Raw genomic sequence first — 24397 nt, forward strand, 5'->3', positions numbered from 1 at the left:
CCCCGTGTCGTCAAACGCAAGATGTCCAACTATCGACTCAAGCGAGCCGAACACCGCACCTGGCCCCAGCCCGCCAGCAACCCCGCCGAAGCCATCGTCATCCGCGCACCATGAATCCTGCACCGATAACGCAACGGCATTGCGCCTAGTGCTGTGACCGGGAAGGTTTGCCGGGTTGTCGGTTGTGCTAGTCGGGTGTGAGGACGCCGACTGGCATGGGAGGCGGGTATGGCTTTACCGGTCAAGGTCCGCAGGCTGACTGAGCAGGAAGGACAGAAGCTCCAGCACGTCGTTCGGCGGGGCAGCACGAACTCTGTGCGATTTCGGCGGGCGATGATGCTCCTGGCCTCGGCCGGCGGCAGCACGGTCCCAGTGATCGCGCACCTGGTCCAGGCGGACGAGGACACCGTCCGTGACGTGATCCACCGCTTCAACGAGATCGGGCTCGCATGCCTGGACCCTCAGTGGACGGGAGGCCGTCCCCGCCTGCTGAGCGGTGACGACGAGGACTTCGTCGTCCGGACGGCCGCCACCCGCCCCACTGTGCTGGGCAAGCCCTTCACCCGCTGGTCGGTCCGCAAACTCGCCGATCACCTGCGCCGCGACGCCGCCAGGCCCGTCCGGATCGGCCGGGAGACACTGCGCTGCCTGCTGGCCCGCCGGGGGATCTCCTTCCAGCGCACCAAGACCTGGAAGGAGTCCCCGGACCCGACATTCGACGCCAAGCTGGAACACATCGAGTACGCGCTCAATGAGCGCGCGGACCGCACGTTCGCGTTCGACGAGTTCGGGCCGCTGGGCATCCGCCCCACTGCCGGCTCCTGCTGGGCCGGACGCGGCAGGCCCGAGCGGCTGCCGGCCACGTTCCGCCGCACCCACGGCATCACCTACTTCCACGGCTGCTACTCGGTCGGCGACGACAAACTGTGGGGCGTCAACCGCAAGCGCAAAGGCATCGACCACACCTGGGCCGCCCTGCGGTCGATCCGCGCGGCCCGCCCCGACGGCGCCCCGGTCTACGTGATCCTCGACAACCTCTCCGCCCACCTGAACTGGCGCATCCGCAGGTGGGCAGCCCGCAAGAACGTCGAGCTGTGCTTCACCCCGACCTATGCGTCGTGGGCCAACCCCATCGAGGCCCACTTCGGGCCCCTGCGGCAGTTCACCCTCGCCAACTCCGACCATCCAAACCACACCGTCCAGACCAGAGCCCTGCACGCCTACCTGCGCTGGCGCAACCAGCACACCCGTCACCCCGACATCCTCGCCGCCCAACGACGCGAACGCGCCCGCACCCGCAGCGAAAAAGGCGTCCGCTGGGGCGGCAGACCATCGCCTGCCGCGACCTGACCACCAACCCGGCAAACCTTCCCGGTCACAGCACTAGCCGGCCCCTGTCGGGCGGCTACCGCACTCCTCCGGCGCGGACGTCTGCACGCCGTCGGCGCCCATACGGGCCGCCACCGTCCTGTCCGCCAGCGAACCAGCCGGCGGGCCATCGGTAGGATTTCGCCTGATGCCACCGAGCCGCCATCCGTTACCGGAGCCTTCGAAACCGCAGCCGCAGACCAGTCCCAGTGGCGCCGGATGGCTGCCGCACGGCTCCCACATGGTTTCCCACTCCCACGTCCAGGGACAACTCGTGTACGCCGCCGCGGGCACGCTCGCCACCACGACCGAACGCGGCACCTGGGTCGCCCCGGCCAACCGTATGACGTGGACGCCGCCCGGCTTCGCCCACTCGCACCGCTTCTACGGACGCACCGACGTGCGCCTGTTGAACATCCCGGTCGACCTGTGCGGCCAACTCGTGGAACACCCCAGCGTGTTCGCCGTCAGCCCCCTGCTGCGTGAGGCCGTGCTGGTGCTGACCGGCGACCGGCCCGAGCCCCGCCCCGGCGCTCACCAGCGGCTGCTCGCCGTGGTCATCGACGAACTCTCCGACACCCCCGAGCAGTCACTGCACCTCCCCGAGTCCAGCGACGACCGGCTCCGGGCCGTCACCGACCTCCTGCACGCCGACCCTGCCCAGTTCACGACCCTGGCGGAGCTGGGGCGTGTCGCGGGTGCCGGCGAACGCACGCTGAGCCGTCTGTTCCACACCGAACTCGGCATGAGCTTCCACCGGTGGCGCACCACGCTGCGCATCCACCACGCCCTGGCCCACCTCACCAACGGCATGTCGGTCACCGACACCGCGATGGCGTGCGGGTGGTCGAACCCCACCAGCCTCATCGAGGCGTTCACCGAGATCGTCGGGCAGACGCCGGGCAGCTATCAGGCGGACCTTCTGCGTAACCGGCGGTAGGTGACGGCGCCCAGCGCGCCGGACAGGCAGCAGCCGGGCTCCCGCAGGAGCGTATGACACAGGTTGGCGGCTTTCCGGTATCCCGAGCGCATTCGCCGGTGGGCGACATCACCTGCCGGGTCCAGTGTGGAGGCAGGCGCGCCGCACCGTCGTCCGGGCGGCACGGTCGTTCACGCTCTGGCGTGTTCGGCCCCGCATTCTGCAAGGAGTTCAAAAACACATGACCGAAACGGGTAAGGACACAGCCGTCGTCATCGTGGGAGGCGGAGTCGCCGGACTGGCACTCGGCAATTTCCTCCTGCGCAAGGGTATCGATTGCGTCGTCCTGGAAAAGCACAGCCGTGCATACGTGGAGCAGCGGCACAGGGCCGGTTCTCTCGACGCCTACGGAGTAAGCAGGTTGCACGAATGGGGGCTGGGTGAGGTCCTGGAAGGCCCGAGCCACGGTGCCTCCGGCGCAGGCATGCCGCTGCTGATCGACGGAGAAAGGCGGCAGTGGAAGAGGGCCGACGCCGTGGACGGTGTCCACGGAGTGTTCTGCCCCCAGCGGACCCTCGTGCGAAACCTCATCAAGGTTTTCCTCCGCGACGGCGGCGACCTGCGCTTCGAGGCCGAAGACGTTTCACTGCACGACATCGACACCGAGCACCCTCTCGTCCGCTACCGGGACGCCGACGGCGTGAAGCAGGCCGTCAACTGCGACTTCATCGCCGGCAGCGACGGCTACCGCGGCGTCAGCAGGACGGCCGTACCTGCCGACGTCCTCACCTGCTCCACCCATGAGTTCGGTTACGCATGGCTGTCCGTCATGGCGGAAATGCCGGCCGACCCCCCGGCTGTGATGGCCGTGCACTCCCGTGGTTTCGCCGCGCGATTCACCCGCGGCGCGGACACAAGCCGTCTCTACCTGCAGTGCCCGCTCACCGACACCGTCGAACAATGGCCCGACGAGCGGATCTGGAAGGAATTGGAAGCTCGTTTCGGTGCACCCGTGGCACCCAAGGGGACCATCACGAGCAAGCAGACAGTGCCGCTCCGCGGGGTGGTGTTCAGCCCCATGAGTCACGGCAAGCTCCATCTCCTCGGGGACGCTGCGCACCTCATTTGCCCGATGAGCGCCCAAGGGATGAGTATCGCCCTCCACGACGCCGAGGTGCTCGCCCGCGCGCTGATCCAGCAGGTCCAGGAGCACGATTCCCGTCTGCTGGACAGCTACTCCGACACTTGTCTGAACCACACTTGGGGGCGGCAGGCGTCCGCGGTCTGGTTGACCGAGACGATGCACGACGCCGGGGATGCCTCGCATGCAGGGGAGTTCCGCAAGCAGACAGCGCGGAAGAATCTGGAAGCCCTGATGGAGCCAGTGGCGACGGATCGTGTGTCCGTGTAATCCGGCGGCAGGCTGATTCGCTGAGGCCGGCGGCCGGCCCTGCGTCCGTCAGGTCACAGCAGGCCGACCTGGCTACGGGGCTGGACAGCCTTGACTGTGGCCTGCCTGGCCGCCTGGTCCTGCGTGAAGCTGGTCCAGGCGGCCAGGCGGCCAGGCGGCCAGGCGGCCAGGCGGCCAGGCATACAGGCACACGGGCGCGCGCCACGAGCCACGAGCTGTCTGGCGCGCGAGCCCCGGCGCAGCGCAAGGACCGGCCTACTGAAACGCCTCAATCACAGACAGGAGGCACGGCGCCGGGGAGGGCCCGGGCCCGCACCATCCCCCTTCCCGTACCTCCCAATCACCAGGGGATGACGCCCTCATCGTCGAAAAAGCCGCCGCGCGGCCCGTCGTCCGGCAGGGTGGCGAGCCGGATGGCGATCGCGGCGCCCTGCTCGGGCGTCCGCGGCGCGTCGAAGCCGGTGAAATCGGTCGCGACGTAACCGGGGCAGGCGGCGTTCACGATGACCTGCGTATCGGCGAGGCGGCGGGCGTACTGGGCCGTGACGCTGTTGAGCATCGACTTCGACGGCGCGTACGCAGCCATGACGGGGCCCGTCCGCAGCGTCAGCGAACCCATGTTGCTCGACATGTTGACGATACGCGGCGAGCCTGCGCGGCTGAGCAGCGGCAGCATCGCATTCGTCACCCGGACGACGCCGAACACGTTCGTATCCAGTACGGTGCGGACGACGTCCAGATCGAGTGTCGTCGGATCCTGCGCGCCACCGTCGGTCCGGCCGGCGATGCCCGCGTTGTTGACGAGCACGTCGAGCCGTCCCGCCTTCCGCTCGGTGGCCGCCGCCGCTGCGGCGAACCTGTCGTCACAGGTGACGTCGAGGGCGACGCCGAACGCGTCCATGCCCCCGGCGCGCAGCCGTCCGACGGCCTCCTCGCGCCTGGCGTCGTCCCGAGCCCCCACCGCGACCGTGAAGCCGATCGCCCCCAGGCCCTGCGCGATGGCGAACCCGATTCCCTTGTTCGCGCCGGTGACCAGCGCGGTCTTCGTGTCGTTCACCCGGCCCATGCTCGGCGCACCGCACACGTGTTGTCCAAGACAGATTCAGTACGTCGTGATACCCGCCAGGTATCAGTCGCTAGGCTCCGCCCATGGACGATCTCGAAACCCGCGAGCTCCGTTACTTCGTCGCGGTCGCCGAGGAGCTGCACTTCGGACGCGCCACCGACCGCCTCGGGATCGCCCAGCCACCGCTCTCCCGTGCGATCCGCCGGCTGGAGCAGCGGCTCGGCGTCCAACTCCTCGACCGGGACCGACGCGGAGCCACGCTCACCGACGCCGGCCGGGTGCTGCTCCGCGAGGCCCGAGGAGCCCTCGACGCGGTTACGGCCGCCGCGCGCCGCACGCGGCGCGCCGGAGATCCGAAACGGCCGCTGGTACTCGTGACGAAAGCCGGGGCGTCCCACGAACTGCTGCAACGGCTCCTCCACACGCCGGCGAGCGAACCCGGCACGGCACCGGTCGAAATCCTCCTGTGCGAGGTCGGCGAACAGGCACGGCTGCTGCGCGACGGACGCGCCGACGTGGCACTCATGCACCAGCCGTTCGACGACCTCGCCGGGTTCGACACCGAAGCCCTCTGCGTCGAAGGCCAGGTCGCGCTCCTTCCCGCAGGACATCCGCTCGCGGCACGCCGTCACCTCACGCTGGCGGACGTCCACCACGTGCCGGACCTGCCCATCGCCCGGTGGCCCCGGCTCGACGGCTCCTACCCGGACGGGCCCGGACCGGAGGTACGCACCCAGTCACAGCTCGCTCAGCTCGTGGCGCTCGGAAGAACGCTGCTCGTCATCCCGGCCTCCAGCCGTGCCTGGCAGTGGCCCGATCACGTCGCGGTGCCCGTCACCGACGCGCCGAACGTCACCACGGTGCTCGCCTGGCCGCCGAACAGCCATTCACCGGCGATCGCGTCACTCGTCCGTTCAGCGGCCAAGCTCCGCGACACCGCCCCGCCTGCGCCACAGGCTGAAAGCCCCGGAAGCACGCCAGAAGCCCGGTGACCCGCTCGGAGACTCCGGTGACGTCACCAGGGCCACCGCCTCCCGGGCCGTACCGTGCCCTGCTTGCCCGGAAGGGAAGCGCAGGCGCTCACGGGCCACCGAACTTGCTCACCACGGCACGCGTCGCGGACCGTACGGCGAGCGCGGTGCCGATGGCGTGGGTACGTACCCGGAAGCCGGCATCCCGTCGAAAACCGATCGAACGGCGCCCGGGGCCACGCCGCAGCAAGTCCTGATAAAGATCCTGGTGCCGTTCGGCTGTCAGCGCGGGATCGAAGCGGGCAGAATTCTTCAGCGCCGCCTCGCCCATGCTTCGACGCAGCTGGTCGTCGCCTACGAGCTTCAGCAGCGCCTGGGCCATGCCGTCCACTCGGCCGGGCGGCACCAGATAACCGTCGACACCGCCCTTGACGATCTCACGCGGTCCGACAGGGCAGTCCGTGGAGACCACGGGCAGACCACACCGCATCGCCTCGGCAATGGTCATACCGAACGACTCACGATCAGAAGCCGAGGCGGCGATCGAACCCTTCACCCATTCCGGTTCGAGCGGATCGGCCTTGCCCATGAGATGCGTACGCTCACCCAGCCCCAGTTCATCGACGAGCCCGAGCAGAGACTCCCGTTCATTACCTGTGGTGTCACCTTCGCCGAAGATACGAAGATGCCAGTCCGGGTGTTTATCGGCCACCTCGGCGAACGCCTTGACCAGAATGTCGTACCGCTTGAGCGGAATCAGCCGCCCCGCTGCCACGATGACTTTGCCGCTGCCGTCGGCGGGCGCGACGGACGGCCGGGGAACGCTGTTCGGTATCGCCTCCACCCGCACCCCCGGCAAATGGAGCTGCCGGTACGATCGGGCATCGAACTCGGACACGGTGGTGACGGCATCCAGCAACTGATAGCGATGGCGTATCTCGTGCCGCAGCCGGAAACCGTGCCCCGAGAAGGTCAGGTGCTCCTGCCCCACGCGAATGCCGGCCGCACCCGACTGGCGGGCGATGTGCGCGTTGAGGCCAGGTCTGGTCCCGACGATCACGTCGGCCTCCAGCCGCGACAGACAGTGGCCGATCCGTGCGTCCGTAAGACGGCTGTACTGCCGGTGCCGTCCGTCCGCGCGGGGAAAGATTTTCGCGGGCTCCGCATGCCGGGGATCATCGCCTTCGAAATCAGCAGACGCGGACCGCAGGTCCACAAGAGGGGTCAGGGCCACCTTCGCCGGCACGCCCATGACCGGAACATCGCGATGCCGGAAAACCGAGATGATTTCCACGTCGTGCTGCTCGGCCAGAACCGAAGCGAGGTTGTACGTGGCTCTGATCGTGCCGCCGATGCCGTAGGCGTTGTGAAGGAGAAAAACAATGTGCATGGGCTGTTCAACCTTAGGAAGCGTCGTGAGCTCAGCGCGGGCCGGGGAGAGCGATCCGGCCGTCACGGAGACGAACACCACGGCTGGCTGCGCCCCATTCCGGCAGTGGACAACAGGAAGACGAGGCAGCGGCGGAAACGGGGGAGCAGGGCATGGGAATGTTCCTTCTCGAAGGCAGCGGTGCCCGGCCGGGAAGCATCAGCCCCGGACCGCGAGGACACGGCGAAGTGACCGGGCGGCGCCGGAAAGGCTGGGCTGGACGGCCGCATTCTGCGCACACCGACCCGAAGAAAACCTGAAGATCCGATACGGGCGTCCACCGGTGTCCATCGGCGTCCGGTTCACCGAGACCCTGAAGTTTCCTTAAGAAACCAGGCCGAACGGTATGCCAGGCTTATAGGCATGCGCCGCATCCTGCTCGTGGAGGACGATCCTCAGGTCGGCCCCGCCATCCGACGGGGGCTGGCCGCCGAGGGGTACGCCGTGGACGTCGCCACCGACGGTGTCACCGGCCTGGCCCTGGCACTGGCCGGGGATCACGACGTCATCGTCCTGGACGTGATGCTGCCCCGCCTCCATGGATACGCGGTGTGCGGCCGCCTGCGGGCCGCCGGAGTCACCACACCGGTACTGATGCTGACTGCGAAGGACGGCGAGCACGACGAAGCCGAGGGACTGGACACCGGCGCCGACGACTACCTCACCAAGCCCTTCTCCTACGTCGTCCTCCTCTCCCGGCTGCGGGCCCTCCTGCGGCGCGGCGGCCGCGCCGGCACAGCATCCGTGCTGTCCCACGGGGACCTGTGGGCCGATCTGGCCACCCGCCGGGCCGGGCGCGGCACCACGGCCGTCCACCTCACCGGCAAACAGTTCGGCGTGCTGGTCGCGCTGATGCGAGCCGAGGGGCGGGTGCTGTCCAAGGGGGAAATCCTCGACGAGGTGTGGGACCCGGCCTTCCGCGGTGACGCCTCGATCGTCGAGGTGTACGTCTCCGCTCTCCGCCGCAAGATCGACGCCCCTTTCGGAACGCGTTCGATCGAAACCGTCCGCGGCTACGGCTACCGCCTCGCCCCCACCGGGAGCGCCGATGGTTGAGCGCACCGTCCCTCCGGGAGGCCCGGAACGGGGTGGCCGGCCGGGGCGGACGAACGACGAGACACCCCAGCCTCCCGCACATGCACGCCGCCCCCGAATCGGGGTGCTGCGCCGGGTACCGACCGAAGCGCGGGCGGCGATCCTCGCGGGACTCGCCGCCGGCATCGTCTTCACGGCCGGAGCGTGGTGGCTGCGCGGGCACGTCCACGACGAGACCCTCAGGCAAACCGCCCAGCTCGCCGCGGTGCAGGCCCGCACCACCGCGGAGACCGAGGCGACCACGGACCGGACCCACATCTACGAGCAGGGCTTCTGGCCCAAGATCGAGATCGACGACAGCGGTCGTCTGCACCCTGCTGCCGGCATCGCCGTGACCCTGGACGGCCTTGCCGAACTGCTGCCGCCCGCTCCGCCCGACGCCGGCTCCGCCTGGTCCCGTACCGTCACCCTCAGCGCCGAGCGGACCCGCCGCCTCGCGCGGAGGTGGCCCGCCCAGATCGAGCCCGCCCTTCCCCAGGGGAACGACCCCGCTGCCGAGACCGTGCGGAAGCAGGTCCGCCAGCGCATCGATCGTCTGCTCCACCGGGACCTCACCGCCGTCGCCGCTCGTTACACCCTCCCCGACCACCGCTGCACCGACCCGGCCGACGCACCCGGCAGATGCCGGCGCACCGTCTACCACCTGGTCCCGCCCGACGACGCCGACGCGGCTGTCGCCACCCTCGACGGCCCCCTGAAGGCCGGCGTCCCGGCCGCGGCCCTGATCGTGGCGGCCACCGCCTGGATCACCACACGCCGCTCCCTCGGACCCGTCGAGGCCATTCGCGCGCAGGTGGCGGACATCACCGACACCACCGATCTGGACCGGCGGGTCCCCGTCCCCGTCGCCCGTGACCGGATCCGCGCTCTGGCGAAGACCACCAACACGACCTTGAACCACCTCGAAGAGGCCGCCGAACGGCAGCGCCGATTCGTCGCCGACGCCTCCCACGAACTCCGCTCACCTCTTACGGCCCTGCACACCCAACTCGAAATCGCCCTCGCCCACCCCGAACACCTCACCGACGCCGTCCAGGACGCTCTCCGAGCCACCGTCCGGCTCCGCCGCATCACCGACGACCTCCTCTACCTGGCCCGCCCCGACACCCCTGGGCCCGGAGACATCGTCGACCTGGTCGAAATCGCTCACGAACTCGCCCACGAATACAGTCACCGCGGCCACCCGGTCGTCCTCGGCCCCTTCCCCGAGGAAGCCCCGGCAAAGGGAGACGCCCTCCAACTCCACCGACTCCTGCGCAACCTCCTCGACAACGCCCACCGGCACGCCACCGACCGCGTCACGCTCACCGTCACCCCGCGCGGACACGGATGGGACATCTCCGTACACAACGACGGCGCCCCACTCGCCCCCGAAGACCTGGAACGGGTCTTCGAACGCTTCACCCGCCTCGACGAGGCCCGCGACCGTGACACCGGCGGCAGCGGCCTGGGCCTGGCCATCGCCCGCGACATCGCCCACCGCCACCACGGCACCCTCACCGCCCGCACCCACCACCCCCACCCCGGCACCACCTTCACCCTCCACCTGCCCGCCACCCACGACACCGGCTAGTCGGCCCCGCCGAACAGCTTCGCCTGGAGGGCCGGCGAGCGGGCGCCCCGCCGGGCCACCAGTGCGTTGCCCGCCAGGACATCCGCCGTAGGAAAGCTCATCGCGCCCGGGCCCGAGACCGTACTCAGGAATCTGGTCAGATGTCTGATCCGCCGGGATGCTCGGAGGAAACGGGAAGCTCGGCACAACCCGGGCTGTTCGGTGTGGCAAACCGCAGGGGGCCATGGCTATGAAGGCGATCATTCAGGACGCGTACGGGTCGGAGGATCTCCTGGACCTGCGGGACATCGACCGCCCTGTACCGCGCGACGACGAGGTGCTCGTCGGAGTTCGCGCGGCCGGCGTGGGGCCCGAAGTCTGGCACCTGATGACGGGCAAGCCGTACGTGGCCCGGGCCGCCCTGGGACTTCGCAGGCCCAAGAACCCCGTCCGTGGCTGGGACGGGGCCGGGCGGGTCGAAGCGGTGGGGGCGAAGGTGACCGGGTTGAAGCCGGGGGACGAGGTGTTCGGCAACTGTGCGGGGTCCTTCGCCGAGTATGCGCGTGCCAGGGCCGACAGGGTGGTGCTCAAGCCCGCCAACCTCACGTTCGAGCAGGCCGCCGCTCTCCCCGTCTCCGGCATGACCGCCCTTCAGGCTCTCAGCGGCAAGTCCCGCCCCCGGCCCGGGCAGCGGGTCCTCGTCATCGGCGCGTCCGGCGGCGTGGGGACGTACGCCGTCCAGCTCGCCACGATGTACGGCGCCGAGGTCACTGGCGTCTGCGGTCCCGCCGGCGCGGACCTCGTCCGGTCCCTGGGCGCCGCCCACGTCATCGACTACACGCGCGAGGACATCACCGACAGCCCGCACCGCTATGACGTCATCGTCGACAATGCGGGTCTTCGGCCGCTCGCCTTGCTCCGCCGGGCTCTCACCCCGCGCGGCGCTCTCGTCATCGTCGGCGGCGAAGGCGGCAGCGGCTTCCTCGGCGGTATGAGCCGTGGCCTCCGGGCCGTCCTCCTCTCTCCCGTCACCACCCAGAACCTCCGCAACCTCGTCTCCCTCACCCGCCGCGAGGACCTCCTGACCCTGAAGGACCTCGCCGAGAAGGGCCAGCTCACCCCGGTCATCGACCGCACCTACCCGCTCGCCGAGGCACCCGCAGCCCTCCACCACCTGAGGCAGGGCCACCCCCGGGGAAAGCTCGTCGTCACCATCTGACGGCCGTCCGCCCCCGGCGATTCCGGACCACGTGGTGACCAGACATCGGCATCGGCAGGACAGCGCTCCTCAAGCGGGAGGAATCCGTCCCTTGCTCCGCATCGCGGTACGGACGCGTTCTTCCGCCAGGCTGCGGCCCGCCGTGTGCGGGGTGGTCCCCTGTCGCCGGGCCTCGTCGAGGACGGTGACCGTGTTGGCCCGCAGTCTGGTCGAGATCGTTTCGAAGATGGTGGCGGTGTCGGGGCGGAAACCGGAGTAGCGGGAGTCCATGGCGAAGGCGGCGGCGACGACGCCTCCGGCGTTGGCGACGAAGTCGGGGACCACGGTGATGCCGCGTTCGGCGAGCAGGCCCTGGGCCTCGGGGGAGGTGGGCAGGTTCGCGCCTTCGACGACGAGCCGTGCCTTGATGTGCTGCGCGGTGGGGCGCTGGATGACGTCCTGCAGCGCTGCGGGCACGAGGATGTCGCAGTCCACGGTGAGTTCGCTGCCGCAGGGCAGCCGGGTGCCCCGGTGGTGGCGGGTGACGAAGTGGTCGCCGTGCTCGTCGCGGGCTGCCAGGAGTTCCGTGACGTCGAGGCCGGCCGGGTCGTGCAGGGCGCCGTGCGCCGTGGAGACCGCTACGACGGTGGCGCCGAGTTCCGCGAGACGCCGGGCGGCCGCGCTGCCGACGGCGCCGAAGCCCTGGACGGCGACGCGGGAACCGGCCAGGGGCTGTCCCAGGTGCTGGGCCGCGGCGTCGGCGGCTTCGGCGAGGCCGTAGCCGGTGACGCCGAGTTTGTCGTAGGCGACGCCGCCGAGATGTCCGGGGGTGCCGACCGCGGCGCCGCGGTCACCGAGTTCGTCCTGGATGAAGGCGGCATCGCTCTCGGTCAGGCCCATGTCCAGGCCCATCACGTACTCGCGGGGAACCTCGTTGGACAGCGCACGGGCGAACGCGCGCAGGATCGCTTCCTTGTCGCGGGAGGCGGGGTCGGCGACGATGCCGGCCTTGGCACCGCCGTAGAAGAGGTCGACGCCGGCCCACTTCCACGTCATGACGCGGGCCAGGCGGGCCACTTCGCCGACGGTCACGGTGGGGCTCATCCGGGTACCGCCCTTGCCCATGCCCCGGGCGGTGTTGTCGATGACCAGGACACCTTTCATACCGGTGCGCCGGTGGGAGACGACGACGATCTTCTCGGGGCCCCAGTCGTCGACAAGGGAAAGTGCGTCAGTCACGGAAGGTCCTTGTCAGCAGAGATGCCGGCAGATGTTCAGGAGAGATGTCGGGGGAGGCTGCGGCCGGTGAGGCGTCGGCCGGAAGGTGGTGCGCGGGCGATGAGCTGTGCGGCTTGTGTGCCGGTGCGGTCGGTCTGCTGAGGATCTGGACGCGGCAGCCGACGCCGACGGCGAGGACGTACGTGTCCGGGCGGCCGCGCGGACAGCAGTACCAGGTCCGCACGCCGGGCGGTGACGCGTCGCAGCCCCGCACGCTCGGCGGCGACACCGCACCGCCCCACGCCCGCGCACTCCGTCGGGCCCCGGCCATCTCCGCGCGCTCACGGAGCCCCGTCGACCGCGGCAGCGGCCACCACCAGGTCCTGCCACGCCATGCCCGTGCCCTTGAACAGCTTCGGCCGCCCTGGCGCGACGTCCACGGCTCCGCGTACGAGTTCGGACAGGTTGCCCGCGATCACCCCGGTGTCGACGTCGCCCGCGCGTAGGGGGATCAGGATGTCGCCCGCCTCACGCAGTGCCGCGGTGCGCGCCTCGACGACGACGGTGGCGCGGGCGACGAGGGAGGTGTCCACCTCGCGGGCCGTCGGTTCGTGTGCTCCCATCGCCACGACGACCGCGTGGTCCGCGACCGCCTCGGCGGGGAACAGCGGCGTCCGCGCCGTCGTACAGCAGGCGATGACGTCGGCGGTCGACACGGCCTGCGACGGGACGGCCTCCGCGGGCAGCCCGGTCGACCGGCAGCGCTCGACCAGTTCGGCGGCCTGCCCCGGACGGCGCGCGACGATTCCGACCGAGGAGATGGGGCGTACGGCCCTGACCGCCTCCACATGGCCCCAGGCCTGCGGTCCGGCTCCGAAGACGACGAGCCGCTCGGCGTCCGCGGCCGCCAGGTGGTCCACGGCCACGGCGGACACCGCGGGCGTCCGCAACAGGGTCAGGGCGGAGCCGTCGATCATGGCGACGGGGCAGAGCGTGGCCGCGTCCATGAGGAGGTAGGAGGCGACGATGCGCGGCAGACCGCGGGCGGGGTTGTCGGGCGCGACCGCGGCGATCTTCACCCCGGCGTACGAGGACGACGTGGCGGGCATCAGCAGGAGCTGGCCCGCCCGGACGTCGAGCACGCTGCGCGGCACGTCCGCCTCGGGATCCAGTCCGGCGCGCAGAGCCTCGTCCAGTGCGGCGATCGCCCGTGCCATGGGCAGCCGGCGCGCCAGTTCCTCGGCGTCGATCAGGGAGAGTTTCGCGGGGTTCACGAGCTAAGTTCCTTCAGAACGTGCGAGGTCTTCTCCAGCGCCGCCGCCAGCTGGGCCGGCTCCTGCCCGTGGGTGAACCGCAGGTGGTGCTCGGTTCCGAAGTGGGCGCCGGCGCCGACCAGCACCTTGCCGCGGGTGTACAGGGCCTCGGCGACGTCGGTGCTGGGCAGGTCCAGGTGGTAGCGGACGAACGCCAGGGAGGTGGCCTGGGGCGGCACGACCGAGAGCAGGTGGTCGTGGGAGGCGATCCACTGCTGCATCTGGGTCCAGCTCTCGCGCAGGAAGCCGCGGTAGCGGTCCAGCAGCCGGGCGCAGGTGGCCGGCTCAAGTGCCAGTTCCGCCAGCGCCATTGCCGTCCCGGCCGCGGAGAGGGTGGCGTACTCGTGCCGTTGGCGCAGTTCCGGGACCAGCGCGGGTGGTGCGATCAGCCAGCCGAGGCGCAGTCCCTGCATGCCGAACGCCTTGGAGAGGCTGCCGACGCACACGACGCGGTCGTAGCGGCCCCAGAAGGTGGGGCTGAGCTCGTCGGTGTGGAGTTCGGTGCCGCGGTGGACCTCGTCGGAGAGGATCCAGGCACCGACCCGCTCGGCGACGGAGACGATCGCCTGTATCTCCTCTTCGGTCAGGACGGTGCCCGCCGGGTTGTTGGGGGTCGTCAGCACGATGGCCCGGGTGTCCGGGCGGACGGCGCGGGCCAGGGCGTCGGTGTCGGGCCGCCAGCCGCGCTCGGGGTCCAGGGGAACGTCGTCGACGTCGGCGCCCCGGTTCTGGGCCGCACCCCAGATCTGACGGTAACCGGGGGACATCGTCACCACGTGATCCCCGGGACGGACGAGGGTGTCGACAGCGACCGTGTTGGCCTCGGCCGCCCCGGCGGTGACGACGACCTCCGACGCGTGATCGGTGCTTCCGGCGTGCCAATGGGCGATCTGCGCGCGCAGGCGGTCCGTCCCACACGTCGGCGGGTAGCTCAGCTCGCTGTCGAGGAGCCGGCTCAACGCCTCTTCGCTGTCGACCAGTTCGCGCATCCGGATCGGCCGGCAGCCGCTGTCGGCGAGGCTGTAGGTGGCGGTGGCTCCCCGCTTGTGCAACCACTCAAGCAGTTCGAACGGGATGAACGTCATGGATCTCCCCAGGTACTCGGCGGCATGGAGGCGGGCGGGGCGGACAGGACCGGTGCTATGCGGCGCTGTCCACCTTGGCGGGATCGCGTTCGACGACCGGGCCGAGGACGGTGTCGATGCGCCGCAGCACCGCCGGGTCGATGCGGACGCCCGCCGCCTTGGCGCTGTCCCGGACCTGCTCCGGCCGGGAAGCGCCGACGATGGCGGCGGCGACGTTCGGGTTCTGGAGCGTCCAGGCGACGGCGAGCTGGGCCAGGGTCAGGTCCAGCTCCCGGGCGATGGGGACCAGCTGCTGCACCCGCTCCAGCACCTCGTCGCGCAGGAAGGTCTGCACCCAGCGGGCACCCGCCTCGTCCGTGGCGCGTGATCCGGCGGGCGGCGGTTGCCCGGGCAGGTACTTGCCGGTGAGCACCCCCTGGGCGAGCGGCGACCAGACGATCTGGCTGAGCTCTTCCCGTTCGCACAGGGGCACGATCTCCGGTTCGATGACACGCCAGAGCATCGAGTACTGGGGCTGGTTGGAGACGAACCGTTCCAGGCCGAGGTCGCGGGCGAGCTTCACGGCCCGGGCGATCTGGTCGGCGGTCCACTCCGAGACGCCGATGTAGAGGACCTTGCCCTGCCGCACGAGGTCGTCGAACGTCTTGAGCGTCTCCTCCAGCGGAGTGCGCTCGTCGAAGCGGTGTGCCTGGTACAGGTCGATGTAGTCGGTCCCGAGCCTGGTCAGCGAGCCATGGACGGCCTCGGTGAGATGCTTGCGGGACAGGCCGCCGTCGTTCGGTCCGGGGCCGGTCGGGAAGAACACCTTGGTCGAGATCACCAGGGATTCGCGGCGCTGACCCCGCAGCGCCTTGCCGAGCACGGCCTCGGCGGCCGTGCCCGCGTACATGTCGGCCGTGTCGAAGGTGGTGATGCCGGCGTCCAGGGCCGCGTGCACGCACTCCGCGGCCCGGCCGTCGTCGATCTGGGCACCGTGGGTGACCCAGTTGCCGTAGGCGATCTCACTGACCTGGAGCCCGCTGCGGCCCAGTCGTCGGAACTTCATCCGCCGTCCTCACTGCTGTCGTCCTCGCACCGGGCAAGGGGCGTGATCCGTACGCGGTTGTCGTGGAAGACCGCCCCGCCCCCCATGTCCGCGTCCCGCTCGTCGACGGTCGCGTTGGGGCCGGAGCCGCCGGTGAACTTGAGCCAGTGGCCCTTCGTCGTCATCGCGACGCCCGGGCGCACCACGTCGTCGATCCTGGCCAGGGCTTCGAAAGCGCCCCGTTCGTTGCTGATCCGGACGCGGTCGCCGTCGGCGATGCCGTGCGCCGCGGCGTCCTTCGGGTGCAGTACCACGCGTGGGGGTCCGGCCCGGCGGCGCAGTTCGGGTTTGTTCCCGAAGACGGTGTTCAGGAAGAAGTGGTTGGCGACGGAGAGGAGAACCAACGGCAAGGACCGCGCCCGTTCGGCGTCGTCGGCCTCGCTCGCCGGAACGTATCCGGCCACGGCGTCGTGGCCGTCCGCCCGGGCGGTCTCCGAGACGAACTCCAGCTTCCCCGAAGGGGTGGGGAAACCGTTCGCGAAGGGCACGAACCCGTCCGGGTACGCGAGCCGGGCCCACCCCTTGGCGCGCAGCGTGTCCACGGTGACACCGGCCAACGACGGGTGCGAGGAGTCGAGGAGTTCGCTCGCCAGCTCTTCGTCGCCGGCGTAGAGCGCCGGTTCCGTCAGTCCCATGGCCCGGGCCAGGCGCCGGAAGGTCTCGGTGGTGGACAGGCACTCGCCTGGCGGAGCGACCGCCGGCTCGTTCCAGTTGACGTACAGATGGCCGTAACCGTCGTGCACGTCCAGGTGCTCGGTCTGCATGGTGGCGGGCAGCAGGATGTCGGCGTAGTCGGCGGTGTCGGTCTGGAAGTGGTCCATGACCACGGTGAAGAGGTCGTCGCGGGCGAGGCCGCGGCGGATCCGGTTCTGGTCGGGGGAACTGGCCAGCGGGTTGGCGCCGTAGACGACCAGTGCTTCGACGGGCGGATCGTCCACCTCCAGCAGCCCTTCGGCCAGCCGCGTCATGGACAAGGTGCGCACTGGAGCGCGCAGCAGGTCGTCCCGGTAGAGCGCTTCGCGGTTCGCACCGAAGTAGCCGTCGGTCGAATAGAGCAGTCCGCCACCGGGACGCTGCCAGTCCCCGGTGACGGCGGGCAGGCAGGCGAGGGTCCGCAGCGCGGCGCCGCCGCCGGCATGGCGCTGGATACCCTGCGACACCCCCACGGCGGTGGGCCTGCTGCGGGCGATGCGCCGGCCGAGCCGGACGATCTCCTCCTCGGTCACCCCCGTCTCCCGCGCCGTGCGTACGGGATCGAACGCCAGTACCCGCTGCCGGAACTCCTCCCACCCCACGGTTCGGGCGGCCAGGAACTCCCGGTCCTCGGCGCCCTCTTGGAGCACGACGTGCAGCAGGCCCAGGACGAGCGCGGCGTCCGAGCCCGGGAGGGGCGCGATGTGTTCGTCGGCCTGGGCCGCCGAACGGCTGCGGACCGGATCGATGACGACGACGTGTGCGCCGTTCTTGCGGGCGCGTTGGATCACCTTCCACAGATGGTGGCGGCTGGTGAGGGGATTGCTCCCCCACAGCAGGATCAGCCGGGAGTACTCCAGGCTCTCCGGGTCGATCCCCGTACTGACGCCGAGGGTGTACCGGAGTCCGACCAGCCCGGCGATGGAACAGATCGTCATGTCGTGGCGCGAGGCGCCCAGGACGTTCCACAGCCGGCTGCCGGCGCGCCCCTGGAGCCCCTGGAGGAAACCGAGCGTGCCGGTGCCCTGGTACGGCCAGATCGCCTCGCCGCCGTGGCGGTCGATCGTCTGCGTCAGCCGCCGGGCGATCTCGTCGAGGGCGCTGTCCCAGTCGATGCGCTCGAACCGGCCCTCTCCCTTGCGGCCGACGCGCCGCAGGGGGTGGAGCAGCCGGTCAGGGGCGCGGGTGTGCTCCAGGAACTGGTTGACCTTCACACACAGGGTGCCCCGGGTGTAGGGGTGGTCCGGAGTGCCGCGCAGCGCGACGGCTTCGCCGTCGCGGACCGTCACCTGCCAGCTGCAGGCGTCCGCGCAGTCCAGCGGGCATGCTCCGACGACCTGCGTGTCGTTCATGTGCCCCTCCTTCCTGACGGCTCGTCGGACGTCGGTCCCCACTGGGCCAGCTCCTTGAGCAGCGACCGCGAGAGCACTCCGGTCATCACCTCCCGTGCCGTGCCGGCGGAGCTGATCCGGCCGTCCCCGGCCACACTCACCTCCACCTCGCCACCGGGCATACGGACCGTCACATCGGAGCCGACGAGGCCACGAGCGCGGGCCACGGCCGCCGCGGCGCACGCACCGCTGCCCGACGCGGGTACGGCGCCGGCGGCCCGCTCCCAGACCGCGACGTCCAGCGTGCGGTCGTCGTGGACCCGTACGAACTCCACGTTGGTGCCCTCGGGGTGGCGGGGATGCCAGGCCAGGGCGGGGCCCAGGCGCCGCACCAGCTCACCGTCGATCGTGTCGCTGAGGACGACGGTGTGGGGGACACCGAGATGCAGGTCGGTGACGGTGACCTCGGCGTCCGGTCCGGCTCCTGCCAGCGGGACGACGGTGGTCGCCGCGCCACCGCCGTCCGTGCCCCCACCGGCGGCGAAGCGCGCCAGGCCCATGTCCACGCACACCCGCCCGTCGGTGATGTCCGTGATCCGGACCTCCGCTTCGCCGCCGGGCGTGCGTACGGTGAACGGCGTCCCCGTACGCCACTCCCGCACGTAGTGCTCGCCGAGGTACAGCGCGAACATGCGCAGCCCGTTGCCGCTCATCCCGCACTCGCTGCCGTCCGCGTTGAAGATGCGCAGAGCTGCGGCGACGCCGGGCCGGGGCGCGTCCAGCGGCCCGAAGAGCAGGCCGTCGGCGCCGGCTCCGAGGTGCCGGTCGCAGAGCAGCCGGACGGCCCCGGGGGCGGGCTCCGTGCCCAAGGCCGTACTTCCGCCTCGGGGGTCGACGATCAGGTAGTCGTTGCCGAGCGCCTGGTACTTCACGAAGTCGCCCATGAGCCGGCCGCCGCAGCCGGTCAGTTCAGCGGGCGGTTGGAGAGGGCCGCCGCTTCGTACTCCTCGCCGTACCAGCCCTTTTCCCAGGTGGAGTAGGCGACGATGATGATGTCCCGGTGGCCGGAGCCGCCGTCGGCGGAGGTGACGTCGGTGGCTTCGTGCTTGATCGCCTTGTCGTCCAGCAGGACGGCCTGTCCCGCCGCCAGGGTGCCCGTCCAGGCCGGCTTGTCGGTGTCCGGCAGCCACAGGCGGGTCTCGCCGCCGGCGACGTTGTGCCGCCGCAGCACGGCGATCATGATGTACTCGTGTCCGTCGCTGTGCACGCCCTCCGGGGTGATCGGCGCGGCGTTCTCGCTCTCGGCCCTGCTGCGGTTCTGGTGGATGTTGATCTGCCAGTCATGGCTGCGGTCCAGGCCGATCGCGTCCGCGCCGACGGTGACCAGCGGGGTGAAGTCGACCTCGATCGGCTCGTAGGGGCGACGGATGCCGCCGGCCACGTTGTTGTACCTCTTGGAGATGATGTAGTCGCGCTGGGGCAGCTTCTCGTAGACCCAGCCCTGGTCGCTGCCGGTCTCCGGCGACAGCTTGTACTGCGTGAACCGTTTGTAGCGCGTGCCGTTGCCCATGAACGGGTCGACCGGGAGGTTGTCGTAGCTGTCCAGCGTCTCCGGTGCCACCGGAGGCAAGTCGATGATCGAGAATGCCTGAGGGCCGATTGCCATGGCTCTGTGCCCTTCCTGTCAGACCGGTCGGAGGGTGGCGAGATCGGGCATGCGCTCGTCGAGGTAGCGGGCGGAGGAGTTGAGCCGCCACAGGGTTCCCCGGGCGATCGCCCGCCGCATGCGCTCGGAGGTGGCTGCGGGGACGACCACGTTGTGGAACCAGCCGGCGGCGTGCCGGGAGTCGATGGTGATGTGCAGCTTGTGGTACACGATGCCGACATCGGGCAGCCCGAGCCGTTCCCAGGCGTGCACGACGTGGACGAAGCGTTCGGGTGCCAGCCATTCGGTCATTCCGAGGAATCCGACGGCTTCCGGGTACAGGTACCGGTACCTGCACAGGAGCACCGCGAGGTTTCCCGACAGCAGGGCATTGGCGGTGAGCGACCGTTCCAGGTCCTGGGCCGAGATGTCGAAGACCTGGAAGATCTGATTGAAGAGATGGGTGTGCACCTGCGAAGGGTCGCCGTTCCCCATCTCGTCCCAGAAGTTTTCGGCGATCTCCATCTTCGCGCCGTCGCTGGTGCCGACCTGCATCATGGCGAGAAGATCGTCGAATCGGCCGTCGACGACCGATTCCTGGATCACGTAATGCTGCAGATCTTCGACCGTGGCCTGATTGCGGATGAAATCCCGGTAGTACGGGTGCTTGTACACCCGGTGTTCACGGGCGAGTTTCTTCAGCCAGGACAGGTACGCGGTCGGTTCGGTGGGTGCCGCGTCGAGCACGCCCGGCTCCACCGAGGCGTCCTCGGCGGCCGCGGTGGCCAGCTCCAGCAGGCGCAGGATCTCGTGGACGAGCGTGGAGCCCTCGGCGGTGGGCCCCTCGGGGAGCTGGGTGGAGAGCCCGTAGATACGGGAGAGCAGCAGTTGCTGGCCGTAAAAAGCCGCCGGGTCACCGGCTGCCGACCGTGCGTTGAGATCACTGACGGCGGCCCGTAACGCCGCCCGTTCAGCGATGGGCACCGAGGCGTCAAGGTCTTCCGCCGGACGTTTCAGCAGCGAGGATACTTCCTCTACCACCGGATATGCGTCTACGGCTGACTTCTGATCCAGTAAGTGGGGTTGGGTGTTCATACCCGTCTCCTGCCATATGGCGGCGTCCCATGCAGATGGCATGGCCACCTGTTGAACACTAATGCTCTCCTGCCTCAGGAGCTATATCTCATCGGCAGGTTGGCGTGAAGACAGGGCTTGACGGGCCTTGTAGGGAGATGTGAACACGCCGAATTGGCGTGACGCAATACCGGTCCGTGCGCCTGGCGAAAAAACAGCGGGCAATGGGCCGCAGCGGCCCACTGCCCGCGCGTATCACCGCGCCCGAGAGATCATTCTTCGGTGCGTGCGGACGGACGGGAAGCCTGCCTTTCCTGGCCCCGTGCCGGCTCGGCACTCCTGCCGGCGCGCGGCTGCCCGGCCCCCTCGCGGGCGGCGAGGAAGAGCACGGCGAAGAGCAGCAGGGCCGTACCGGTCAGGACGATCGCATTCAGCCGTTCGCCGAAGACCAGGACGCCGATGGCCGCCGCGGTGAGCGGATCGACCAGGGCGATCACGGAGGCCGTGGTCGCCCGGACCACCCGCAGACCGATGAAGAGCAGGATGTACGCCAGCGCCGTCGGCACCGCCCCCAGGTAGAGGATCAGACCGATGGTCCACGCCGGACGGCCCATGTCGGGCACCAGGCCCTCCCACGCGGCCATCGGCAGGAGGCAGATCATCCCCACGGTGACGCCGGGCACCGTGGACTCGAACGCGCCACCGGCACTGTTCCGTCCGAAGAAGCGGCCCAGCAGGGTCACGCCCGCGTAGCCGGCGGCCGAGAGCAGGGCGTACCCGATGCCCAGGAGCGGATCGGGACCGGTGCTCCCGTCGGCTCCCCCCATCAGCAGGGCGAGCCCCCCGACACCGCTCACCACCGCGGCGGTTCCGGCGACACCGGTGCGCTCACCCAGGATCAGCCGGGCACCGACGGCCACCAGCACCGGGCCCGAGCCCAGGGTCGCCACGGTGCCCACGGCCAGACCGGCCTGCTGCACGGAGGCGAAGTAGGCGGCCTGGGCCACCGCCATCCCGAAGCCCGTGATCAGGGCTCGCCGGGGGTCCGCCGCGTACATCTTGCGCAGCGAGACCACACTCCCGGGCCGCCAGACCCGCCAGACGCAATGGACCGCCAGGAGCAGTCCCAGCCCGGCCAGGAACCGCCAGAAGGAAACGGCGACGGGTCCGATCCCGCCGGCGTCGTACATGGCGACCGCCACGGCACCGCCGGTGCCCCAGGCCGTGGCCGCGATCGCGACGTAGAGGATGCCCCGCCACACGGGCAGGGCGGAAGAGGACTGCAAAAGAGGTCTCCTCGGTAGATTGCCGGCACGAAGTCTTCGTGGGCAACCCGCGCAGCCACCCCGGCCACCCGGAGCGGCTACGTGACTGCCCGCCTCAAGCGGCGGGTGGCGGAGGCCTCAGCAGGTACATGCCGGGCACCCTACTCGCCGGGGGCGCAGGCGTCCCGGGGTGCGCTGTATCCGGCCGGATCCGGTCGGTCCGGTCGCGGGCCGTGGCCGTGACCGCGTGGGGCCCGGCAGGCAGCGCCGGGTCGGGATCCACTCGGTCGCGAATGAGGGCATGGCCGTGCTGCCCGGTGCCCGTACCGCCTCGGCTGCCGTGTCTGCCGGCCCCGGGGTGGTGACCCGTCGACAGAGCGGCGGACGCAGCCCTCTGGCCTTCGCAGTACCGGACTTTGTGCTGTGCGTGGGCGTTCGTTTGCGGTCCCGAGGGAGCCTGGCCGAAGGGGCTGACCGAGCAGGGCCTGGTCGGTCGGTACACCGGCTCGCCCTTCGGCGAACTGGAACTGAAGGCGGACGGGACGTTGCAGGCCACCGACTGGCCGAAGTACGACGGCTTCGGCGACAACCCCAAGCCTGACCACCGGGCGCGCCAGTTCAGACACGCTTCAGGTACTGGTCGAACAGGGCGCGCAACCGGTCGACGTCTTCGGGACCGGATGCCCCGCGCTTGGGCAGGATCGTCAGGCACGAGGCGTTCTTGTCGCTGCTGAACAGGACGAAAACGCGCGGCGTTTCGGTGTACCGGGCCATGGCCTGCCAGGTGAGGGCGCTGGTCTGCTGCTGGTTGGTGACGGTGATGCCGCTGTCGTCCACCACCGTGCGGCACGCGCCGCCGGCGTCCGCAAGCCGGTAGAACTGGCGGGCCTGCATGCGCGGGACGAAGAGCATCACCAGCAGGATGGCCGTCGGCGTGACCAGGATCGGCACCTCGGCCGTTCCCTTCACCAGCCAGGACGCAACCGCGAAGGCCAGCAGCGACACAGCGGTCACGATCATCAGCCACCGCATCCGGCGCCCGGCCGGTGCGACCCGCATGCGGGCCCGCAGCGCCTCGCGGAAGTCCTCGATCATCGCCCGGTACGCCATCTCGACTCGCGTCCCGGTCTGCTGTTCCGCGCTCACGCGTCCCCTTACATGGCGAATAGTTCGGGTGAAAGCGTACCGGTCCGGCTTGGCCGGGTTTTTCCAGGGCAGTCGGTCAAGCCGCGGATCGACCTCGCAGGGAATATCGGAGTCCGGCTGCGCCGGGCGGCTACCAGCGGTCGTCCGCATCCGCACCTGGCGCAGGTGGTCACCGGCCCGCGTCTTCCTGCTCCCATACGAAGATGTCGGGCTGCCGGGGTGTACGGGCGAAGGCGAACTGATCGCCTCCACCGTTGTCTCCGAAGAACAGCAGGGCGTCGAAGGGCATGTACAGCTCGGCGAACGTCCGGTCCGACCGGAAGCAGGTTCCGGTCGACGATCTGCCGCAGGGGCCACACGACATCGACCCCGTACGGTCCTGAGACGCCTTCGCTCTCACGGAGCAGACCGGTCAGCTCGGCGGGCAGGCTGCCTCCGAGACGGCGCTCCGTCTCCGCCAGGGCGCTCATGGGTGCGGGAGCTTGGAACTGGGCGCCGGGCTACGCGCTGCGGGCTGTTTCCGTCCACCTGCGCGCAGCCCGGAACGGCAGGTCACGAGCGGGTGCTGCGGACGGTGCCGCGACAGCCGCCATTGATATGGACATGTTCAAGCCGCAGGGCTAGTCTCAAACTTGGTCTAGACCGCATTGGACGTGTGCCTTCCGGTTGTTTCCGTACTGCCCCCTCGTCCTCACCGTTCGCCCTGGCAGGAGACCCGAGGTACGCGTCCGTCCCTCCGCACCTCCGGACCACGGGAGCACGCCATGCGCAGAAAGCTCACCTCGTTACTCCTCGGCCTCGGCCTCGCCGGAACGGCCCTGTTCGCCACCAGTGGCGTCGCTCAGGGCCACGGCTACACCGACTCGCCCGTCAGCCGCCAGCAGCTGTGCGGCAACGGCACCGTCCGAAACTGCGGGCAGATCCAGTGGGAGCCGCCGAGCGTGGAGGGGCCCAAGGGTTTCCCCGCGCGCGGGCCCGCCGACGGGCGCATCTGCGCGGGCGGCATCGGGCGTTTCTCCGAACTGGACGACCCGCGAGGCGGGAACTGGCCGGCCACCAAGCTGACCGCGGGCCAGAGCCACAACTTCACCTGGCGGATCACCGCCCGCCACGCCACCACCGACTTCCGCTACTACATCACCAAGGACGGCTGGGACCCCACCAAGCCTCTGACCAGGGCTGACCTGGACCCGCAGCCGTTCCTCACGGTTCCGTTCGGCGGCCGTCTGCCCGGCTCCACGGTCACCCACGCCGGCGTCCTGCCCCAGAAGACCGGACGGCACCTCATTCTCGGCGTCTGGACCATCGCCGACACCGGCAACGCCTTCTACGCCTGCTCCGACGTGCGCTTCTGACCCGTCCCCGGTTCGGGCCCGGTTCGGGGCGCGCACATGGCCACCGCCTCCGGGCCCTCCCCGGCCCGGTGGACGAACGCCGGGACCTGGCCCCCGGACCGGCTGCCGACCCGCGGGCCGGCCGTTTGATCACGGGCAGCTGGCCCGTCGCGGCGGCTGTTCAGCGCCGCCCTCGCAAG

General features: G+C 70.1%; 20 protein-coding genes. 8 read left to right on the plus strand and 12 right to left on the minus strand.

The window, feature by feature from the left end; all coding sequences use genetic code 11:
- Positions 1–228: 228 nt before the first annotated feature.
- From OEIGOIKO_RS40920 to OEIGOIKO_RS40930, 3 genes are all read left to right on the plus strand, one after another.
- A complete protein-coding gene (locus tag OEIGOIKO_RS40920) occupies positions 229–1350 on the plus strand; it encodes an IS630 family transposase (RefSeq protein WP_125058314.1) in 1122 nt (373 codons plus the stop codon).
- A gap of 166 nt (positions 1351–1516) precedes the next feature.
- Entirely contained in the window at positions 1517–2308 is a 792-nt protein-coding gene (locus OEIGOIKO_RS40925; RefSeq protein WP_125058315.1) for an AraC family transcriptional regulator, read from the plus strand.
- 220 nt (positions 2309–2528) lie between these two features.
- Positions 2529–3698, plus strand: coding sequence for a 4-hydroxybenzoate 3-monooxygenase (locus OEIGOIKO_RS40930; protein WP_125058316.1), 1170 nt, complete (start codon positions 2529–2531; stop codon positions 3696–3698).
- A 340-nt stretch (positions 3699–4038) separates the two neighbouring features.
- Here OEIGOIKO_RS40930 and OEIGOIKO_RS40935 read toward each other — a convergent pair whose 3' ends face one another.
- Entirely contained in the window at positions 4039–4764 is a 726-nt protein-coding gene (locus OEIGOIKO_RS40935; protein WP_125058317.1) for an SDR family oxidoreductase, read from the minus strand.
- 83 nt (positions 4765–4847) lie between these two features.
- Between OEIGOIKO_RS40935 and OEIGOIKO_RS40940 the strand changes: the two genes are divergently transcribed.
- On the plus strand, positions 4848–5756 hold the full coding sequence (locus tag OEIGOIKO_RS40940) for a LysR family transcriptional regulator (RefSeq protein WP_125058318.1): 909 nt from the start codon (positions 4848–4850) through the stop codon (positions 5754–5756).
- 88 nt (positions 5757–5844) lie between these two features.
- Here OEIGOIKO_RS40940 and OEIGOIKO_RS40945 read toward each other — a convergent pair whose 3' ends face one another.
- Positions 5845–7125, minus strand: a complete 1281-nt coding sequence (locus OEIGOIKO_RS40945; RefSeq protein WP_125059621.1) for a glycosyltransferase family 4 protein — start codon at positions 7123–7125, stop codon at positions 5845–5847.
- A 402-nt stretch (positions 7126–7527) separates the two neighbouring features.
- On the opposite strand from OEIGOIKO_RS40945, the gene OEIGOIKO_RS40950 reads away from it, so the two are divergent.
- The 3 genes from OEIGOIKO_RS40950 to OEIGOIKO_RS40960 all read left to right on the plus strand — a co-directional run bounded on the left by OEIGOIKO_RS40950 (position 7528) and on the right by OEIGOIKO_RS40960 (position 11030).
- Positions 7528–8220 carry a response regulator transcription factor gene (locus tag OEIGOIKO_RS40950; RefSeq protein WP_125058319.1) on the plus strand — a complete coding sequence of 231 codons (693 nt, stop codon included), beginning with the start codon at positions 7528–7530 and terminating at the stop codon, positions 8218–8220.
- Positions 8213–9832 (plus strand): sensor histidine kinase, encoded by a 1620-nt coding sequence (locus OEIGOIKO_RS40955; RefSeq protein ID WP_125058320.1) that lies wholly within the window; start codon positions 8213–8215, stop codon positions 9830–9832. Before OEIGOIKO_RS40950 ends, OEIGOIKO_RS40955 begins: the two co-directional genes overlap by 8 nt.
- 229 nt (positions 9833–10061) lie before the next feature.
- On the plus strand, positions 10062–11030 hold the full coding sequence (locus OEIGOIKO_RS40960) for an NAD(P)-dependent alcohol dehydrogenase (RefSeq protein ID WP_125058321.1): 969 nt from the start codon (positions 10062–10064) through the stop codon (positions 11028–11030).
- A gap of 69 nt (positions 11031–11099) precedes the next feature.
- On the opposite strand, the gene OEIGOIKO_RS40965 is transcribed toward OEIGOIKO_RS40960, so the two are convergent.
- The 10 genes from OEIGOIKO_RS40965 to OEIGOIKO_RS41010 all read right to left on the minus strand — a co-directional run bounded on the left by OEIGOIKO_RS40965 (position 11100) and on the right by OEIGOIKO_RS41010 (position 22863).
- Entirely contained in the window at positions 11100–12248 is a 1149-nt protein-coding gene (locus tag OEIGOIKO_RS40965) for a Glu/Leu/Phe/Val family dehydrogenase (RefSeq protein WP_125058322.1), read from the minus strand.
- A 320-nt stretch (positions 12249–12568) separates the two neighbouring features.
- A complete protein-coding gene (locus OEIGOIKO_RS40970; RefSeq protein WP_125058323.1) occupies positions 12569–13501 on the minus strand; it encodes an ornithine cyclodeaminase family protein in 933 nt (310 codons plus the stop codon).
- Complete coding sequence (locus OEIGOIKO_RS40975) at positions 13498–14625, minus strand: aminotransferase class I/II-fold pyridoxal phosphate-dependent enzyme (RefSeq protein WP_125058324.1); 1128 nt, start codon at positions 14623–14625, stop codon at positions 13498–13500. Before OEIGOIKO_RS40975 ends, OEIGOIKO_RS40970 begins: the two co-directional genes overlap by 4 nt.
- A gap of 55 nt (positions 14626–14680) precedes the next feature.
- Positions 14681–15670, minus strand: a complete 990-nt coding sequence (locus OEIGOIKO_RS40980) for an aldo/keto reductase family protein (RefSeq protein ID WP_125058325.1) — start codon at positions 15668–15670, stop codon at positions 14681–14683.
- A complete protein-coding gene (locus OEIGOIKO_RS40985; RefSeq protein WP_125058326.1) occupies positions 15667–17754 on the minus strand; it encodes a molybdopterin-containing oxidoreductase family protein in 2088 nt (695 codons plus the stop codon). Before OEIGOIKO_RS40985 ends, OEIGOIKO_RS40980 begins: the two co-directional genes overlap by 4 nt.
- Positions 17751–18677 carry a diaminopimelate epimerase gene (dapF, locus tag OEIGOIKO_RS40990; RefSeq protein ID WP_125058327.1) on the minus strand — a complete coding sequence of 309 codons (927 nt, stop codon included), beginning with the start codon at positions 18675–18677 and terminating at the stop codon, positions 17751–17753. Before dapF ends, OEIGOIKO_RS40985 begins: the two co-directional genes overlap by 4 nt.
- Before the next feature lie 20 nt (positions 18678–18697).
- Entirely contained in the window at positions 18698–19399 is a 702-nt protein-coding gene (locus tag OEIGOIKO_RS40995) for a 2OG-Fe dioxygenase family protein (protein WP_125058328.1), read from the minus strand.
- An 18-nt stretch (positions 19400–19417) separates the two neighbouring features.
- Complete coding sequence (locus OEIGOIKO_RS41000; protein WP_125058329.1) at positions 19418–20362, minus strand: iron-containing redox enzyme family protein; 945 nt, start codon at positions 20360–20362, stop codon at positions 19418–19420.
- 362 nt (positions 20363–20724) lie between these two features.
- Positions 20725–21738, minus strand: a complete 1014-nt coding sequence (locus OEIGOIKO_RS41005; protein WP_125058330.1) for a DMT family transporter — start codon at positions 21736–21738, stop codon at positions 20725–20727.
- Between the two features lie 597 nt (positions 21739–22335).
- Positions 22336–22863, minus strand: coding sequence for a YcxB family protein (locus tag OEIGOIKO_RS41010; RefSeq protein ID WP_170251998.1), 528 nt, complete (start codon positions 22861–22863; stop codon positions 22336–22338).
- A 764-nt stretch (positions 22864–23627) separates the two neighbouring features.
- Between OEIGOIKO_RS41010 and OEIGOIKO_RS41015 the strand changes: the two genes are divergently transcribed.
- Positions 23628–24218, plus strand: coding sequence for a lytic polysaccharide monooxygenase auxiliary activity family 9 protein (locus OEIGOIKO_RS41015; protein WP_125058332.1), 591 nt, complete (start codon positions 23628–23630; stop codon positions 24216–24218).
- Positions 24219–24397 lie beyond the last annotated feature (179 nt).

Source organism: Streptomyces paromomycinus (assembly GCF_003865155.1).
Classification (GTDB): domain Bacteria; phylum Actinomycetota; class Actinomycetes; order Streptomycetales; family Streptomycetaceae; genus Streptomyces; species Streptomyces chrestomyceticus.

What these genes read in the sequence shown, in the direction of transcription:
- OEIGOIKO_RS40955 (WP_125058320.1), top strand. Translation starts at nt 8,213, where the DNA reads ATGGTTGAGCGCACCGTCCCTCCGGGAGGCCCGGAACGGGGTGGCCGG.
- OEIGOIKO_RS41015 (WP_125058332.1), top strand. Translation starts at nt 23,628, where the DNA reads ATGCGCAGAAAGCTCACCTCGTTACTCCTCGGCCTCGGCCTCGCCGGA.
- OEIGOIKO_RS40960 (WP_125058321.1), top strand. Translation starts at nt 10,062, where the DNA reads ATGAAGGCGATCATTCAGGACGCGTACGGGTCGGAGGATCTCCTGGAC.
- OEIGOIKO_RS40945 (WP_125059621.1), bottom strand. Translation starts at nt 7,125, where the DNA reads ATGCACATTGTTTTTCTCCTTCACAACGCCTACGGCATCGGCGGCACG.
- OEIGOIKO_RS40995 (WP_125058328.1), bottom strand. Translation starts at nt 19,399, where the DNA reads ATGGCAATCGGCCCTCAGGCATTCTCGATCATCGACTTGCCTCCGGTG.
- OEIGOIKO_RS40920 (WP_125058314.1), top strand. Translation starts at nt 229, where the DNA reads ATGGCTTTACCGGTCAAGGTCCGCAGGCTGACTGAGCAGGAAGGACAG.
- OEIGOIKO_RS40985 (WP_125058326.1), bottom strand. Translation starts at nt 17,754, where the DNA reads ATGAACGACACGCAGGTCGTCGGAGCATGCCCGCTGGACTGCGCGGAC.
- OEIGOIKO_RS40975 (WP_125058324.1), bottom strand. Translation starts at nt 14,625, where the DNA reads ATGACGTTCATCCCGTTCGAACTGCTTGAGTGGTTGCACAAGCGGGGA.
- OEIGOIKO_RS40940 (WP_125058318.1), top strand. Translation starts at nt 4,848, where the DNA reads ATGGACGATCTCGAAACCCGCGAGCTCCGTTACTTCGTCGCGGTCGCC.
- OEIGOIKO_RS40925 (WP_125058315.1), top strand. Translation starts at nt 1,517, where the DNA reads ATGCCACCGAGCCGCCATCCGTTACCGGAGCCTTCGAAACCGCAGCCG.
- OEIGOIKO_RS40930 (WP_125058316.1), top strand. Translation starts at nt 2,529, where the DNA reads ATGACCGAAACGGGTAAGGACACAGCCGTCGTCATCGTGGGAGGCGGA.
- OEIGOIKO_RS40980 (WP_125058325.1), bottom strand. Translation starts at nt 15,670, where the DNA reads ATGAAGTTCCGACGACTGGGCCGCAGCGGGCTCCAGGTCAGTGAGATC.
- OEIGOIKO_RS40950 (WP_125058319.1), top strand. Translation starts at nt 7,528, where the DNA reads ATGCGCCGCATCCTGCTCGTGGAGGACGATCCTCAGGTCGGCCCCGCC.
- OEIGOIKO_RS40935 (WP_125058317.1), bottom strand. Translation starts at nt 4,764, where the DNA reads ATGGGCCGGGTGAACGACACGAAGACCGCGCTGGTCACCGGCGCGAAC.
- dapF (WP_125058327.1), bottom strand. Translation starts at nt 18,677, where the DNA reads ATGGGCGACTTCGTGAAGTACCAGGCGCTCGGCAACGACTACCTGATC.